We start from the raw sequence: 14,981 nt of genomic DNA on the forward strand, positions 1-14,981 counted from the left end.
ACGACGTCCTCTTGGTGGGCCGGACCTTCCGGGGAGCGCAACAAGGGTGCGTCCGAGGGGTGTCCACGTCGCACCGAACCACGACACTCGGCGAGGACGTCGGTTCCGCGCCGGTATGTCGTCCGCCGGTGTCCTCAGCTGTCGTAGTCGACGGCGAGTGCTTCGGAGACGGGGTAGGTCTGGCAGGTCAAGACGTAGCCGGCGTCGACCTCGGCCGGTTCCAGGGCGAAGTTGCGGCGCATGTCCACCTCGCCGCCGCTCACCAGGGCCCGGCAGGTGCCGCAGACGCCGCCCTTGCACGCGAACGGTAGGTCGGAGCGTACGAGTTGGGCGCCGTCCAGGATGGACCGATCACGCGGCAGTGCCACCGGTGTGGTCCGGCCGTCGAGCGTGAGGGTTGCTCGACTGACCGGGCCGGTCGGGGCGGCGTCCGGGCGCTGAACGGTGCGGAGCGGGTCGCCTTCGGCGTGGAACAGTTCCCGGTGCACCCGATCGGCCGGCACATCGAGGTCGGCGAGGACCCGTCGGGCGTCCTCGACCATGCCGTGGGGACCACACAACCACCAGTGGGCAACGTCGGGCACGGCGACCAGGGCGGCGACGAGGGCACCGAGCCGCTCGGCGTCGAGCCGCCCGGACAGTAGTGGGGCCTCGCGGGGCTCACGGGAGAGGACGTGGACGAGTTGGAGCCGGCCGGGATGCACGTCCTTGAGATCGGCGAGTTCGTCGGCGAACATCACGCTGTCGCTGCGCCGGTTGCCGTAGAACAGGCTTACCCGCGACGTCCGGTCGGCGGCCAGGACGGACGCGGCGATCGACAGCATCGGGGTGATGCCCGAGCCGGCCGCGATCAGGACGTGATGGCCGGGCTCGGTCGGATCCGGCGTGAAGGTCCCGGTGGGACCCATCACCTCGACGGTGTCGCCGGGGCGCAGCTCGTTGACCAGCCAGGAGGAGAACAGCCCGCCTGGTACCACGCGGACGCCGATCCTGGGCCGGGAGCCGGCCGGGGCGCAGATCGAGTACGAGCGGCGCTCGTCGCGGCCGTCGATCATGCGGCGCAGCGTCAGCGACTGCCCGGGGGCGAAGGCGTATTCGGCCGCGAGGTGCTCGGGAATCTCGAAGGCGATGGCTGCGGCGTCCGCGCACAGCGGTTCGACGGCGGCGACCCGCAGGGGGTGGAACGCCGGGCGGCGGCGGGGGCGGGCGGGCCGCGCGTCTTGTGCTGTGGGCGGGGCCATCAGATCTCCTTGAGGTACTCGAAGGGTTCGCGGCAGGTGCGGCAGCGCCACAGGGCCTTGCAGGCGGTGCCGGAGAAGCGGGAGGTCTCCTCGGTGTCGACCGACCCGCACTGTGGGCACCGCACGATGGGTGGAGCGGTGGACAGGAGCAACGGCACGGGTCCGGGCGCGTGCCGGGGTGCGGGTCCGGGTGGGGTGATGCCGTGTTCGGCGAGCAGGCGTCGTCCCTCGGGCGTGATCCAGTCGGTGGTCCACGGCGGATCCAGGCGGGTGCGGATCCGGACCTCGGGAAACCCGGCCGCGTACAGGCGGCGCGCCACCTCGGCGCGCATCTCGGCCATTGCCGGGCAGCCCGAGTAGGTGGGCGTGAGGGTCGCGGTCACCGTGCCGCGGTCGTCGACCTCGACGCCGCGCAGCACGCCCAGATCGGCGAGGGTGAGCATGGGCAACTCCGGGTCCGGCGCCTGCTCGGCGATGCGCCGCGCGCGCAGGCCGTCGGCGCGGGTCGCGGTCACCAGGTCGCCTGCGGGTCGGCCCGGGCCACGCTCTGCAGTTCGGCCAACAGCACGGTCAAGTGCTCGGTGTGGAGCCCGTCGCGGCCCCCACCGGCCGCCGATTGGGTCTGCGCGAGCACCAGGCCGGCCGCGTCCAGCACCCGGCCCACCAACGCCGTCGTCTCCTCGCGCACCGACGTGGGGTCCGCGCGCAGGAACTCGTTCAGACCATCCTGCGGGGCGAAGAGTTCCGCGAGATGGGGCGCCACCTCGTCCAGTGCGCGTTGCATCCGCAGCCGCGACTGCGCGGTGCCGTCGCCCAGGCGCACGACCCACTGCGCGGCGTACAGCCGGTGGTACTCGAGTTCCTTGATTCCCTTGGTCGCGATGGCGGCGAGGATCGGATCCGCCGTGTCGGTCAGTCGTTCGAACAGCGCCAGCCGCCATGCCGAGAACACCAGCAGCCGGGCGATCGAGAACGCGAAGTCGCCGTTGGGCAGTTCGACGAGCCGCACGTTGCGGAACCGTGCCGCGTCGCGGAAGTAGGCGTACGCGTCCTCGCCCCGGCCGGTGCCGTCGACTTGGCCGGCCCGGGCGTACAGCAGCCGGGCCTGGCCGAGCAGGTCCAGGCCGATGTTGGCGAGCGCGACCTCCTCCTCCAACTCCGGGGCGCACGTGCACCATTGGGCCAGTCGCTGGGCCGCGACCAGCGCGTCGTCGGCCAACAACAGGCAGCAGGCGGCCAGTTCCTCGATGTCGACCCCGTCCGGCACGGTGGTGTCGGCGCCGTGCAGGGGGTCCTCGAACCCGGTGCCGAAGGCCCATTGGCCATCGCCTTGGGGGTGTCCCTCGCCCAGGGACGGGTAGGCGTGGTCGTCGTTCATGACCTGCTCCTGGCTGTCAGATGTGGGGGACGTCGGCGGGGATGTCGTAGAACGTGGGGTGGCGGTAGACCTTGTCGCCGCTGGGTGCGAAGAAGGGGTCCCGCTCGTCCGGCGTGGACGCGGTGATCCGGTCCGAGGGCACGACCCAGATGCTCACGCCCTCGTTGCGCCGGGTGTACAGGTCGCGGGCGTGGGTGAGGGCCATGCGCTCGTCGGCGGCGTGCAGGGATCCCACGTGGACGTGGTTGAGCCCGCGCTTGCCGCGCACGAAGACCTCGTACAGCGGCCATTGGGCCCTCGTCCGGTGTGTGCCGTCGGTCATGCCGCTGCTCCTTCCCGGGCGCGGGCGGCCTGCTTGGCCGCGTACGCGCTTGCCGCTTCGCGCACCCAGGCGCCGTCTTCGTGGGCCGCGCGGCGACGCGCGACGCGTTCGCTGTTGCACGGCCCGTCGCCGGTGATCACTCGTTGCAGCTCGGACCAGTCCGGGGTGCCGAAGTCGTGCCGACCACGTTCCTCGTTCCAGCGCAGTTGGGGGTCGGGCAACGTGACGCCGAGCTTGGCCGCCTGGGGCACGGTCATGTCCACGAAGCGCCGGCGCAGTTCGTCATTGGTGTGTCGCTTGATCTTCCAGGCCATCGACTGCTCGGAGTTGGGCGAATCGCCGTCGGGCGGGCCGAACATCATCAGGGACGGCCACCACCAGCGGTCGACCGCGTCCTGCACCGTCGCCCGCTGGTCGTCGGTGCCGCGCATCATCGTCGACAGGAGTTCGTAGCCCTGCCGCTGGTGGAAGGACTCCTCCTTGCACACCCGGACCATGGCGCGCGCGTACGGTCCGAACGAGCTGCGGCAGAGCGGGACTTGGTTGCAGATGGCCGCACCGTCGACGAACCAGCCGATCACCCCGACGTCGGCGAAGGTGGGGGTGGGGTAGTTGAAGATCGAGGAGTACTTCTGGCGGCCATCGATCAATCGCTGCGTCAGGTCGGCGCGGTCCGCGCCCAGCGTCTCGGCCGCCGAGTACAGGTAGAGCCCGTGGCCGGCCTCGTCCTGCACCTTGGCGAACAGGATCGCCTTGCGGCGCAGGGAGGGTGCCCGGGTGATCCAGTCGCCCTCCGGTTGCATGCCGATGATCTCGGAGTGGGCGTGCTGGGCGATCTGGCGGATCAGCGTTCTGCGGTAGCCGTCCGGCATCCAGTCGCGAGGCTCGATGCGCTGCTCGCGTGCGATCGTGTCGTCGAACTGCTCGTGCAATCGCGGCTCGAAGCCACTCTCGTCGCAAGACGTGGTCTCCGGTGTGGTCATGCCCAACCTTTCTTTCCGACGGGGGTGTTCGATGTCTGGGGCGGCTCTGGCAACGACGGGTGGCGACTCAGCGACCGTGGAAGGTGGGTGTGTCACGGGCCAGGAAGGCCTTCACCGCGGTCTGGTGGTCCCGGGTTGCGCCGAGCCGCTCCTGGGCTGCGGCCTCGCGGGCGAGGACGGTGCCCAGAGCGGCGTCGTCGGTGTACCCGAGCAGGGTCTTGACCTCGCGGTAGGCGGCCGTGGGGCCGGCTGCGAGGTGGCGGGCGAGGGCCAGTCCCTCCGCGGTGGCGGCCCCGTTCGCCGTGACCCGGTGGGCCAGGCCCCAGCGCAGCGCGTCCCGGGCGTCGAAGCGGTCCCCAAGCAGGAACAGTCCCGCCGCGCGTGAGGGGCCCAGTGCCCGGGTCAGCGTCGCGCTCAGCCCGCTGTCCGCCGCGAGCCCGATCCCGGTGAAGGCCGTGGCGAAGCGGGCGCCCTCGGCCACGACGCGCAGGTCGGCACACAGTGCCAGGGCCAGCCCGGCCCCCACGCAAGCGCCTTCGACGGCGGCGACCACCGGCTGGGGCAGGGTGTGCAGGGCTTCGACGAGCGGGTTGTAGTCGGCCCGGACCTTGGCGAACGCCGACTTCGGGTCGGCCTCCAGGTCGCGGGCGTGTTCCTTGAGGTCCTGGCCGACGCAGAAGGACGTGCCCCGCGCGGCGAGCAGGACCGCGCGGATGTCACGTCCGTCGCCGTGCACCTGATGTACGGCGGCGAGGAGTTCGCTTCTCATGACCGCGTCGAGCGCGTTGCCCGGTGCGGACCCGCGCAGGGTGATGACGGCCACGCCGCCGGTCGAGGAGTAGTCGACGCCGTGTCCCGCTTCGGCATTGCTCACCTGGTCACCGACTATTCCCATGAGTAGAAGCCCTTTCCGCTCTTGCGGCCCAGTTCGCCGCGCGCGACCTTGTCGCGCAGGAGCCGGGGCGCGGCGAAGCGCTCGCCGAGGGTGGCGTGCAGGTGGTCGGCGATGGCCAGACGCACGTCGAGGCCGACGAGATCCGTCAGGCGCAGTGGTCCCATCGGGTGCCTGTAGCCGAGTCTCATCGCGTCGTCGATGGCCTGGGGGTCGGCGACCCCTTCCTCCACCATGCGGATCGCCTCCAGGCCCAGTGCCACGCCCAGGCGGCTGCTGGCGAAGCCCGGGGAGTCCTTGACGACCACGTCCTGTTTCCCGAGGGCGTGGGTCCAGGCCGTCGCGGTCAGCAGCGTTTGTTCGCTCGTGGCGGGTGCGACGACGAGTTCGATCAGGGCGGAGGCGGGAACGGGGTTGAAGAAGTGCATGCCGAGGAATCGGCTCGGGTGGGTCAGGGCCGCGCCGAGTTCGGCGATCGACAGGGAGCTGGTGTTGCTGGCCAGGATGGTCCGTTCACCCACGACGGCCTCGGCGGCGGCCAGCAGTCGGGCCTTGAGGGCGGCGTCCTCCACCACGGCCTCGACCACGAGGTCGGCGTCGGCGGGCAGAGCGTCCACGGAGTCCGCGGCGGTGACCCTGGCGAGTACTCGATCGCACGGCTCGTCGAGGCGCTCGGCGGCGCGGACGAGGCCGCCGGCGATCCGTTCCAGGGCGGCTGCCGCGGCCCGTCCATCGCCTTCGATCACGGTGACGGACGATCCGACTGCGGCGAAGGATTGGGCAATGCCCGCGCCCATCCGGCCGCCGCCGACCACGCCGACCACGGCGGGCACCGTGCTCATGTCATACCACCCTTCTTCGCCAGAAATCGAGTCATTCGTTCATGTTTGTCGGATCCCTCGAACAGCACGGCCTGTGCGAGGTCGTCGGCCAGCGGATGGGCGCCGGGCGCGTCGACGACGAGTTTGGTCAGGCGCAGTGCGGTGGCCGAGGATCGTGCCATCCGGTCCAGCAGAGCGTGGGCACGGTCGAGGAGGACAGGGGCCGGCACGACGTCGATGACCAGCCCGGCGGCGAGGGCCGTTGGGGCGTCGAGGGTGCGGCCCGCCAGCAGCACCTGCTTGGCGAGGGATGCGCCGATCAGCTCCGGCAGACGCCAACAGGCGCCGGCCGCGGCGAGGATGCCCAGGGCGGGCTCGGGGTTGCCGAAGACCGCGTCGGGGCCCGCGATCCGGATGTCGCACGCGTAGGCCAACTCGGCTCCGCCGCCCAGGGCCCAGCCGTCGACGGCGGCCACGGTGGGCATGGGCAGTCGGCGAATTCTCTCGAACAGGCGGCTGTTGATGCCCTGGAGCGCCTCGTCGTGTCCGCGATGCAGCAGTTCGCCGATATCGGCGCCGCCGGCGAAGACCCCGCCGTGGCCGGCGAGCAGCAGCAGCCGCGGGTCGCGCTCCACCAGGGCGCAGACGTCGTGCAGTTCGTCGATCATCCGGGCGCTGATCGCGTTGCGCGCCTGCGGTCGGTGCAAGGTGACCACGACCCGGTCGGTGCGCTCGTCGACCAAGAGCGTTTCCCAGGGCCCGCTCATGTCCGCTCCACGAGCATCGCGACACCCTGCCCGACGCCCACGCACAGGGTGGCCAATCCCCGGCGGGCGTCCTCGCGTTCGAGCCGTCCGAGGAGGGTGAGCAGGATCCGGGCGCCGGAGCAGCCGAGCGGGTGGCCGAGCGCGATGGCGCCGCCGTCGGCGTTGACGCGGTCCTCGTCGAGCTTCAGCCGGCGCATCACCGCCAACGCCTGCGCGGCGAAGGCCTCGTTCAGCTCGATGGCGCCCGGATCGTCGGGCTGCCATCCGGCTCTGGCCAGGGCCTTCTCGGTGGCGGGCACCGGGCCCAGGCCCATCAGGTTCGGCTGGACCCCGGCCGAGGCGGACGCCACCACCCGAGCCCGGGGCACCAGGCCGTGGCGCACCACGGCCGCCTCGCCGGCCACCACGAGGGCGGCAGCCCCGTCCGACAGGGGGGAGGCGGATCCTGCGGTGACGATGCCGTCGGGGCGGAAGAGGGGACGCAGCGTGCCGAGCCTGTCCAGGCTCGTGTCCCGGCGCGGGCCCTCATCGCGGGTCAGCCGGCCGTCCGTGAGCGGCACGGGCACGATCTCCCGGTCGAAGTGGCCGGCGTCCTGGGCCGCGACCGCGCGTCGATGGCTGCGCAGCGCGTAGGCGTCGGACTCGGCGCGGGTGATGCCGTCGAGGGCGGCGACCTCCTCGGCGGTCTCGCCCATCGACAGCGTCGTCTTGACGCTCTCGGGGCCGGCGCCCGCCGGGACGGCGCGGTCGGCCTCGGCGAACCGCGGATTGGTGAACCGCCAACCGAGCGCGGTGTCGTGCACCTCGCCGGGCTTGGCCCAGGGAGTGCCGGACTTGGCCATGACCCAGGGCGCGCGGGTCATCGATTCCACGCCGCCGGCCACGATCAGGTCGGCCTCGCCGGCGCGGATCGCCTGGGCGGCGGAGGCGACGGCGGTCAGGCCGGACGCGCACAACCGGTTCACCGTGTAGCCGGGCACGGTGTGTGGAAGTCCGGCGAGCAGCACGGCCATGCGGGCCACGTCGCGGTTGTCCTCGCCGGCCTGGTTGGCCGCGCCGAGGATCACCTCGTCCACCGCGTCGCCGGGGATCCCGGCCCGGCGCACCGCCTCGCCGACCACCAGGGCGGCCAGGTCGTCGGGTCGAACTCCCGCCAGGGCGCCGCCGTAGCGGCCCTGCGGGGTGCGGGCCCCGTCGATCAGATAGACCTCAGACATCGCCGGCCTCCCGGCTCCGGACGGGCCGGCGCGATTGCAGCGTGGCGAAGCGGCCGGTGACGAACGCCGGGTCGGACAAGGTGGCGCCGGCCGCAGGGTTGGCGGCGCTGCCGTGGAAGTCGCTGAACGCGGCCGACTGGTTGACGAAGACGCCGCCGGTGAGGTTCTCCGACAGGTGTACGCCCACCTCCAGCGCGGCCAGTTCGGCCGCTGCCAACACGTCCTCGGACGTCGAGTGCACGGCGGCGGTCAGCGCACCGTGTTCGCGCACGGTGTCGCGGAAGATCCGCAGGCTGTGCGCGGTGGAGTCGGTCCCGATCACGAAGGACACCGGGCCGAACCATTCGCGGGTGTACGTCCGGTGATCGGCCTCGGCGTCCAGCAGTGCCACCAGCGGTGTTCGTATCGCCGCCTGCGGATGGGCGGGGTCCTCGATCGACGTCGACCGGTGCACCGTGCGACCGACCGTGGTGGCCTCCGTCAACCGCGTGTGCACGCCGTCGTTGACGATCGCGCCCAGGGTTCCGGCTGCGCGGGCGGGGTCGCCGAGCAGCTTGTCCAGCGCGGCGCCCAGGTCGTCGGCGAACTGCGCCGCGGATCGCACTCCCTGGTCGGTGTCGATGCCCTCGCGCGGGATCAGCAGGTTCTGCGGGGTGGTGCACATCTGGCCGCTGTACAGGGACAGCGAGAAGGCCAGGTTGCGCAGCAGGCCTTGGTAGTCGTCGGTGGAGTCGAGCACGACCGTGTTCAGACCGGCCTTCTCGGTGTAGACGACGGCCTGGCGGGCGTTGCCCTCCAGCCAGTCGCCGAACTCGGTCGAGCCGGTGAAGTCGACGATCCGCACCTCGGGGCGCACCGCGAGGAGGGTCGCGATGCGGTCCTGGGGTCCTTCCGCCACCAGGAGCACCAGGTTCGGGTCGAAGCCCGCCTCGGTCAGGACGTCGCGGGCGATGCGTACGGAGATCGCGAGCGGCAGTACGGCGCCGGGGTGCGGCTTGACGATCACCGGGTTGCCGGTGACCAGGCTCGCGAACAGGCCCGGGTAGCCGTTCCAGGTCGGGAAGGTGTTGCACGCGATCAGCAGCGCGAGGCCGCGCCCGACGGGGGTGAACTTCTTGTCCAGGACGAGTGGTTCGCCCTTGCGCTGTGGCTTGCTCCAGCGCGCGGCGGCGGGGTGGCGCTTTTGCTCGGCCCACGCGTAGGCCACCGCCTCCAGGCCGCGCTCCTGGGCGTGCGGTCCACCCGCTTGGAAGGCCATCACGAACGCCTGACCCGTGGTGTGCTGCACCGCGTGCGCGATCTCGAAGCTCGCGGCGTTGATCCGGGCCAGGATCTCGGCGGCGACTCCGGCGCGGGTGTCGGGGCCCGCCGCGCGCCACGGGCCGATGCCGGCCGTCGCGGCGGCGATCGCCTCGTTCGGCGTCAGTCGGGGATACGTGACGCCCAACGCGAGGCCGTACGGGGAGACTTCGCCGGCGTGCACGGTGCCGCTGCGGGGGTGACCCTCCAGGACGAAGTCCTTGCCGAGTTGCTCCCGGAAGGCGGCCTCGCCCTGCTTGGGGGCTTCCTCGCCGTACACCGAGGTGCTGGGCGATTCCGGATACGGCGACCAGTACTCGCGGTTCGCGGTGGTGATCACTGCCCGGTCGAGCAGCTCGCGGTGGCGGGCGAAGTAGTCGGGGGCGGCGGCGGATGGGGCGAGCACCATGTGTTTTCACCTCGTGAAGGAGAGTTCGGATGACGGCGGCTCGGTGCCGACCAGGCGGCGACCGGTGTGGTGAGGCGACGCGGCCACGGGTCGCTCACATGTCGGCCAGCAACGTCGCGGGTCGCTCGACGCAGTCGGCCACGTAGCGCAGGAAGCCGCCGGCCACGCCGCCGTCGCAGACCCGGTGATCGAAGCTCAACGAGAGCTGGGTGACCTTGCGGACGGCGAGTTCGCCGTCGACGACCCAGGGCTTGTCGACGATTCGGCCCACCCCGAGCAGGGCGGCCTCGGGGTGATTGATGATCGGGGTGGAGCCGTCCACGCCGAACACGCCGTAGTTGTTGAGCGTGAACGTTCCCCCGGTCAGCGCCTCGGGAGGAAGGCCGCCGGTGCGGGCCTGGTCGGTCAGTCGGCCCAGTTCGGCGGCGATCTGCGCCGTCGTCAGGGTGTGCGCGTCGCGTAGGACGGGGACCACCAGGCCGCGCTCGGTCTGGGCGGCGAAGCCCAGGTTCACGTGCGAGAAGCGGACGATCTCCTCCCGTTCCGTGTCGACGGTGGAGTTCAGTTCCGGGAAGCGCCGCAGTCCCGCGACACAGATGCGAGCGAGCAGCGGCAACAGGCCGATGCGGCGATCCGGGTGGGCGGCTCGGAGCACGTTTTTGGCGTCCCACAGCGCCGTCGCGTCCACGTCCACCCAGGTCGTGGCGTCGGGGATCTCGGCACGGCTGCGCGCGAGTTTCCGCGCCGCCGCACGACGCAGGCCACGCAGGGGTATCCGCTCCGCCGCCTCGGCGGCGGGCTCGGCGGCGACGGCGGACGCGCTCACCCGCCCCGCCTGGGCGATGGCCGCATCCACGTCCCGGCGTCGGACCACGCCGCCGGTTCCGCTCGCTGCCAGCCGGGCGACGTCGACACCGTTGTCGCGTGCCAGCTTGCGGACCAACGGAGATATCACCGGAGGCACCTGCGAGCGGCCCGCCTCGGAAGTCGACCCGTTGGCTGCGGTCCGCGCGGCCTCGGCCTCGGCCGGCCCGACCTCCGCGGGGGCGGCCGGCGCCGGCGGGAGGCGGCGGCGCCGGGAGGCGGGCGCGTGTCCGGTGCCGTAGCCGATCAGGACGTTCCCGGACCCCGCCTGTTCCTCCTCGCGATATCGCTGTGCGGTGGCGGATTCCGCGCCGGCCTCGGTCGTCGTCGTCGCGCCGACCGAGATCAGCGGCTGTCCCACCGGGAGCGTGGTGCCGGCCTCGGCGTGCAGTCGCAGCACCGTGCCCGCGTACGGCACCGGGACCTCGACGGCGGCCTTGGCGGTCTCGACCTCCACCACGACGTGGTCGACCTCCACGGTGTCGCCGACCGCGACCTTCCACTCGACGATCTCGGCCTCGGCCAGTCCCTCGCCCAGATCCGGCAGGAGGAAGACCTGCGCTTCGAGCGTGCCGGTGTTCACGCCGTCCCCTTGACCAGGTGCCGGACGTCGGGCATGTCGTCGAACTGCAACCGGTCCACCGCGTCGAGGATGCGGTCGACACCGGGCAGGTGCGCGTGCTCCAGCTTCGGCGGCGGGTAGGGGATGTCGAACCCGGCGACGCGCAAGACCGGCGCGGCCAGCGAGTGGAAACAGCGTTCCTGCACCCGGGCGGCGATCTCGGCCCCGACACCGGCGAAACCCTGGGCTTCCTGGACCACCACGCAGCGTCCCGTACGTCGCACGGACGCGGCCACGGTGTCGTCGTCGAACGGCACCAGGGTGCGCAGGTCGACGACCTCCAGGCTGCGTCCCTCCCGTGCCGCGGCCTCGGCGGCCTCGAGCGCCACCGGTACGGAAGGACCGTAGGCCACGAGCGTCGCGTCGCGACCCTCGCGACGGACGACCGCGCGACCGAACGGCTTCGCGTGGCGCACGGCGAAGTCGGTGACCTCCTTCGACCAGTACAGCTTCTTGGGTTCCAGGAAGACCACCGGGTCGGGGTCGGCGATCGCGTCGCGCAGCAGCCAGTAGGCGTCCTCGGCCGTCGCGGGGGTGACCACCTTCAGGCCGGGCGTGTGGGCGTAGTACGCCTCGCTGGAGTCGCAGTGGTGCTCGACGCCGCCGATTCCGCCCGCGTACGGGATGCGGATCACCAACGGCACCGACACCCGCCCCCGGGTCCGATTGCGCAACTTGGCGACGTGTGAGGCGATCTGCTCGAACGCGGGGTAGGCGAATGCGTCGAACTGCATCTCCACCACGGGCCGGAAGCCGCCCATCGCCAGCCCGACCGCCAGGCCGACGATCCCGGCCTCCGCGAGCGGAGTGTCGAAGCAACGCTGCTCGCCGAAGTCCCGGGTCAGGCCGTCGGTGATCCGGAACACGCCGCCCAGGGGACCGACATCCTCACCGAACACCAGCACCCGCTCGTCCGAGCCCAACGCGTCGCGCAGCGCGGTGTTCAGCGCCTGCGCCATCGTCACGGTCGCCATCTCAGTCCTCCTGGGCAGTCGACTCGGCGGCGAGCAGGGCACGCTGCTCTCGCAGTTGAGGGGTGGGTTCGGCGAAGACGTGGTCGAACAGCTCGAGCGGGTCGGCCCGGTGATCGGTGTTCATCCGCGTGCGCAGATCCGCGGCGAGGGCTTCCGCGTCCGACCGGTCGCCCGCGACGTCGTCATCCGTCAGCACCCCGCGTGCCCGCAGGTGGATCTCCAGGCGATCCAACGGATCGGCCGTGCGCCACTGCTCCACCTCGGCCGCGTCGCGGTAGCGCGTCGCGTCGTCGGCGTTGGTGTGCGCGTCCATCCGGTAGGTGTGCGCCTCCACCAGGAACGGCCCCCGGCCGGCGCGCGCGTGCTCGACCGCGGCGGTCAGCACGGACAACAGGGCCACCACGTCGTTGCCGTCCACCTGTTCGGAACGCACGCCGTACCCGACGCCCTTGTACGCCAGCGCGGGCGCCGCGCTCTGGCGGGCCAGCGGCACCGAGATGGCGTACTTGTTGTTCTGCACGAAGAACACCACCGGCGACTCGAACACCGCCGCGAAGTTGAGTGCCTCGTGGAAGTCGCCCTCGCTGGTCCCGCCGTCGCCGATCAACGCCATCGCCACGCCGTCCTCGCCCTTGCGCCGCATCGCCTCGGCCATGCCGGTGGCGTGCAGGACCTGGGTGGCCAGCGGCGTGCACTGCGGCGCCACCCGGGTGGCCATCGGGTCGTAGCCGCAGTGCCAGTCCCCGCGCAGCAGCGTCAGCACCTCGACGGGGTCGACGCCGCGCGCGACCAGCGCCACCGAGTCGCGGTAGGTCGGGAACAGCCAGTCGTCCTCGCGCAGTGCCAGCACCGCGGCGATCTGGCACGCCTCCTGGCCGCGACTGGAGGGGTACACCGCGAGCCGGCCCTGCTTGGTCAGCGCCGTGGCCTGGGTGTCGAACCGCCGCCCGAGCACCATCCGTCGGTACGCCTCGCGCAGCAGCGCGTCGGCCGGCTCGGTGTACCCGGCGGACTGTTTGACCGCCGTGCCGTCCTCGGCCACGAAGCGCACCGGCGCGAGCGAGGGAAGGAAACTCTGCACCGCTTGGCGCAGGATCTTCACGGACATCGAGGACGCTCGCTTTCATTGGACGTTTGACAAAGAATGTTCCAATCAAGCCCACAGCTGTTCAAGGACTTGGAGAATCATGCGATAGACTGCCGAAATTCGCGATGAAGGGAAGCCGAATGTCTTCTGACGATCCATCACCGAGGTCGGAGTCGGGACGTTTGGCCACCGCGCTCGACGCGACCGATCGCGCGATCGTCGCCGAACTCCTCACCGACGGCCGGATCTCCGTCCGCGCGCTCGCCGAAAAGATCCACATCTCACGAGCCAACGCGTACGCGCGCATCGGTCGAATGGTCGACGACGGCACGATCACCGGCTTCACCACGCGGCTGAACCCGGCGAGGGTGGGCCTGGGCACGACCGCCTACGTCACCGTCACCATCCAGCAAAACGCCTGGCGCGCGGTCAGCGAGCGGCTGCGCCTTGTCCCCTACATCGAGCACTTCGCCCTGGTCGGCGGCGACTACGACGTCCTGGCCCTGGTCCGCGCCCCCGACAACACCGCGCTGCGCGAGGTCGTGCTGGAGCAGATCCAGGGCATCCCCAACGTGCGCTCCACGCGCACCTGGCTGGTCTTCGAGGAGGCCCCCGGACGCGGCGCCGACTGGGACGTCTGAACGGACGAGCGGAAGCCCTCGCCCGGGGCAGGACACGCCGCCGCGCCCGCGTCGGTCGTTCACGTGCGACCGCCTCGGCGTGTCCGGGGCCGGATACTACGAGTGGCGCCGGCGCCCGGAATCCGCGAGACGACGGAGGGTCCGGCCGGGATGCCGGCCGGACCCCATGACGGTTTCGGGAAGCTTCACCACGGGCCGGCTTCGCGCGGTGGTCCTGTCGTCGATGCGACACACACACGGGCGACGGCAGGGCCGTGCCGACCTCACGTGCCCGCTTCGGGCGACGATTGCGTGCTACGGACTCGTGACCTCCGCGATCACCGCGGCCGGGTGGGGACGATCGGCGATGCCCGCTGCGACGTCCCCGGCCCGGCTGCGGTATGCACCGTTCTCGAGCACCTCCGCCACGGCCGGAGCAATGCCGGCTGCCGAGTCGACCGTGAGCGCTGTGCCCGACGCGGCGGCGCGTGCGGCGTTGATGGGCTGGTCGGCGCCCTGGGGCCAGAGCACCATCGGGAGGCCGTGTGCGAGAGTGCCGACAACTGTGCCGACACCTCCCGCGCCCACCACCAGATCGGCCTTTTCGAGCAACTGGGCCAGCGGGACGAAAGGCACGTACCGCACGCGCGCCGAGGCGACCCGGGCCACCTCCCCATGGGACGCCCGGCTCGCCCGGGGATCCCTCAGGAACGAGCCGAGCGTGGCTATCACGTTGACCCCGGTCTCCGCGACCGCCGCCACGGTCGCGGAAAGAGTGTCGGGGTTCGAGAAGATCGTGCCCAGGGTGACGAGCACCGTGGGCCTGTCGGGCTCCCCGAAGTCGGGCAGGTCGAGCGCGACGTCCTTCGGTCGGCGGTGGGCGCCGAGTCGGACCGACAGCACCCGCGCGGTCGAAGACCAGGCCGGATCCTGCAGTTGCTGCGGACACGGGTCGATATAACGCGAGGCCGCGACCGGGTCGAGGCGCAACCGGTCATACCGGGTCGAGGCCACGCGATCGATCTCACGGGTGATCGCCGCCGGCAGCGCCGGACCGATGCCGGCCCGGTGCCATCCCACGCGGAGCCGGGCGGCGAGAATCGGACCGACCGCGTCGAACGGCTCGGCGACCACCAGGTCCGGAGCCCACGCGGTGGCCCGGTCGAGGCTGTCCTCGATGCCGAGGTCGACACGGGAGCCGCCGAAGATCTCACCGATGGTCGACGGTGTCGGATGGAACACGTCGGCACCGGTACGACGGGCCGCCTCCTCGGAGAACTCGCCGGGCATCACGCCCGCTTCGAGAAACTCGACCTCGGGGGGAAGCTCCTCGCCGACCTCGGCCCGGAATCCCGCACTCGACAGCAGCCCCACGGCGTGACCCGCACCGACCGCCGCCTGCATGAGCGGAACCAGGGGCAGTATGTGACCGAAGGCGGGAGTTGCACTGAACAACAGTTTCATCGGCACCCCAAGAGCTTTCCG

General features: G+C 71.6%; 15 protein-coding genes. 1 reads left to right on the forward strand and 14 read right to left on the reverse strand.

Going from position 1 to position 14,981, the window contains the following annotated elements; genetic code table 11:
• Positions 1 to 134: 134 nt before the first annotated feature.
• From paaE to pdhA, 13 genes are all read right to left on the reverse strand, one after another.
• On the reverse strand, positions 135 to 1,241 hold the full coding sequence (paaE, locus tag OG948_RS02350; RefSeq protein ID WP_406293385.1) for a 1,2-phenylacetyl-CoA epoxidase subunit PaaE: 1,107 nt from the start codon (positions 1,239 to 1,241) through the stop codon (positions 135 to 137).
• Positions 1,241 to 1,756 carry a 1,2-phenylacetyl-CoA epoxidase subunit PaaD gene (gene paaD, locus OG948_RS02355; RefSeq protein ID WP_406293386.1) on the reverse strand — a complete coding sequence of 172 codons (516 nt, stop codon included), beginning with the start codon at positions 1,754 to 1,756 and terminating at the stop codon, positions 1,241 to 1,243. Before paaD ends, paaE begins: the two co-directional genes overlap by 1 nt.
• Positions 1,753 to 2,619: a 1,2-phenylacetyl-CoA epoxidase subunit PaaC gene (paaC, locus tag OG948_RS02360; RefSeq protein ID WP_406293388.1), complete on the reverse strand. Its 867-nt coding sequence runs from the start codon at positions 2,617 to 2,619 to the stop codon at positions 1,753 to 1,755. The genes paaD and paaC overlap by 4 nt, the downstream gene beginning before the upstream one ends.
• Before the next feature lie 16 nt (positions 2,620 to 2,635).
• A complete protein-coding gene (gene paaB / locus OG948_RS02365; protein ID WP_406293390.1) occupies positions 2,636 to 2,941 on the reverse strand; it encodes a 1,2-phenylacetyl-CoA epoxidase subunit PaaB in 306 nt (101 codons plus the stop codon).
• Complete coding sequence (gene paaA, locus OG948_RS02370) at positions 2,938 to 3,924, reverse strand: 1,2-phenylacetyl-CoA epoxidase subunit PaaA (protein WP_406293391.1); 987 nt, start codon at positions 3,922 to 3,924, stop codon at positions 2,938 to 2,940. The genes paaB and paaA overlap by 4 nt, the downstream gene beginning before the upstream one ends.
• Positions 3,925 to 3,991: 67 nt before the next feature.
• A complete protein-coding gene (locus OG948_RS02375) occupies positions 3,992 to 4,819 on the reverse strand; it encodes an enoyl-CoA hydratase/isomerase family protein (protein ID WP_406293393.1) in 828 nt (275 codons plus the stop codon).
• The gene (locus tag OG948_RS02380) at positions 4,810 to 5,658 is read right to left on the reverse strand and encodes a 3-hydroxyacyl-CoA dehydrogenase family protein (protein WP_406293394.1); all 849 of its coding nucleotides are present in this window, start codon (positions 5,656 to 5,658) and stop codon (positions 4,810 to 4,812) included. The genes OG948_RS02375 and OG948_RS02380 overlap by 10 nt, the downstream gene beginning before the upstream one ends.
• Positions 5,655 to 6,404: an enoyl-CoA hydratase/isomerase family protein gene (locus OG948_RS02385; RefSeq protein ID WP_406293396.1), complete on the reverse strand. Its 750-nt coding sequence runs from the start codon at positions 6,402 to 6,404 to the stop codon at positions 5,655 to 5,657. Before OG948_RS02385 ends, OG948_RS02380 begins: the two co-directional genes overlap by 4 nt.
• The gene (locus OG948_RS02390; protein ID WP_406293398.1) at positions 6,401 to 7,621 is read right to left on the reverse strand and encodes a thiolase family protein; all 1,221 of its coding nucleotides are present in this window, start codon (positions 7,619 to 7,621) and stop codon (positions 6,401 to 6,403) included. The genes OG948_RS02385 and OG948_RS02390 overlap by 4 nt, the downstream gene beginning before the upstream one ends.
• Positions 7,614 to 9,329, reverse strand: coding sequence for a phenylacetic acid degradation protein PaaN (gene paaN / locus OG948_RS02395; protein ID WP_406293399.1), 1,716 nt, complete (start codon positions 9,327 to 9,329; stop codon positions 7,614 to 7,616). Before paaN ends, OG948_RS02390 begins: the two co-directional genes overlap by 8 nt.
• Positions 9,330 to 9,423: 94 nt before the next feature.
• A complete protein-coding gene (locus OG948_RS02400; RefSeq protein ID WP_406293401.1) occupies positions 9,424 to 10,776 on the reverse strand; it encodes a dihydrolipoamide acetyltransferase family protein in 1,353 nt (450 codons plus the stop codon).
• Positions 10,773 to 11,789 (reverse strand): alpha-ketoacid dehydrogenase subunit beta, encoded by a 1,017-nt coding sequence (locus OG948_RS02405; RefSeq protein WP_406293403.1) that lies wholly within the window; start codon positions 11,787 to 11,789, stop codon positions 10,773 to 10,775. Before OG948_RS02405 ends, OG948_RS02400 begins: the two co-directional genes overlap by 4 nt.
• 1 nt (position 11,790) lies before the next feature.
• A complete protein-coding gene (gene pdhA, locus OG948_RS02410; RefSeq protein WP_406293405.1) occupies positions 11,791 to 12,897 on the reverse strand; it encodes a pyruvate dehydrogenase (acetyl-transferring) E1 component subunit alpha in 1,107 nt (368 codons plus the stop codon).
• A 119-nt stretch (positions 12,898 to 13,016) separates the two neighbouring features.
• On the opposite strand from pdhA, the gene OG948_RS02415 reads away from it, so the two are divergent.
• On the forward strand, positions 13,017 to 13,517 hold the full coding sequence (locus OG948_RS02415) for an Lrp/AsnC family transcriptional regulator (protein ID WP_406293407.1): 501 nt from the start codon (positions 13,017 to 13,019) through the stop codon (positions 13,515 to 13,517).
• A 294-nt stretch (positions 13,518 to 13,811) separates the two neighbouring features.
• Here the strand turns inward: OG948_RS02415 and OG948_RS02420 are convergent, their stop codons facing one another.
• Positions 13,812 to 14,960: a glycosyltransferase gene (locus OG948_RS02420; RefSeq protein WP_406293410.1), complete on the reverse strand. Its 1,149-nt coding sequence runs from the start codon at positions 14,958 to 14,960 to the stop codon at positions 13,812 to 13,814.
• Positions 14,961 to 14,981 lie beyond the last annotated feature (21 nt).

The sequence above is a fragment of the Embleya sp. NBC_00888 genome, assembly GCF_045207655.1.
Taxonomy (GTDB): Bacteria; Actinomycetota; Actinomycetes; order Streptomycetales; family Streptomycetaceae; genus Embleya.

Coding starts and splice junctions, on each gene's coding strand:
- OG948_RS02380 (WP_406293394.1), bottom strand. CDS start 5,658: ATGAGCACGGTGCCCGCCGTGGTCGGCGTGGTCGGCGGCGGCCGGATG.
- OG948_RS02385 (WP_406293396.1), bottom strand. CDS start 6,404: ATGAGCGGGCCCTGGGAAACGCTCTTGGTCGACGAGCGCACCGACCGG.
- OG948_RS02405 (WP_406293403.1), bottom strand. CDS start 11,789: ATGGCGACCGTGACGATGGCGCAGGCGCTGAACACCGCGCTGCGCGAC.
- OG948_RS02415 (WP_406293407.1), top strand. CDS start 13,017: ATGTCTTCTGACGATCCATCACCGAGGTCGGAGTCGGGACGTTTGGCC.
- OG948_RS02375 (WP_406293393.1), bottom strand. CDS start 4,819: ATGGGAATAGTCGGTGACCAGGTGAGCAATGCCGAAGCGGGACACGGC.
- paaC (WP_406293388.1), bottom strand. CDS start 2,619: ATGAACGACGACCACGCCTACCCGTCCCTGGGCGAGGGACACCCCCAA.
- OG948_RS02420 (WP_406293410.1), bottom strand. CDS start 14,960: ATGAAACTGTTGTTCAGTGCAACTCCCGCCTTCGGTCACATACTGCCC.
- OG948_RS02390 (WP_406293398.1), bottom strand. CDS start 7,621: ATGTCTGAGGTCTATCTGATCGACGGGGCCCGCACCCCGCAGGGCCGC.
- pdhA (WP_406293405.1), bottom strand. CDS start 12,897: ATGTCCGTGAAGATCCTGCGCCAAGCGGTGCAGAGTTTCCTTCCCTCG.
- paaN (WP_406293399.1), bottom strand. CDS start 9,329: ATGGTGCTCGCCCCATCCGCCGCCGCCCCCGACTACTTCGCCCGCCAC.
- paaE (WP_406293385.1), bottom strand. CDS start 1,241: ATGGCCCCGCCCACAGCACAAGACGCGCGGCCCGCCCGCCCCCGCCGC.
- paaA (WP_406293391.1), bottom strand. CDS start 3,924: ATGACCACACCGGAGACCACGTCTTGCGACGAGAGTGGCTTCGAGCCG.
- paaB (WP_406293390.1), bottom strand. CDS start 2,941: ATGACCGACGGCACACACCGGACGAGGGCCCAATGGCCGCTGTACGAG.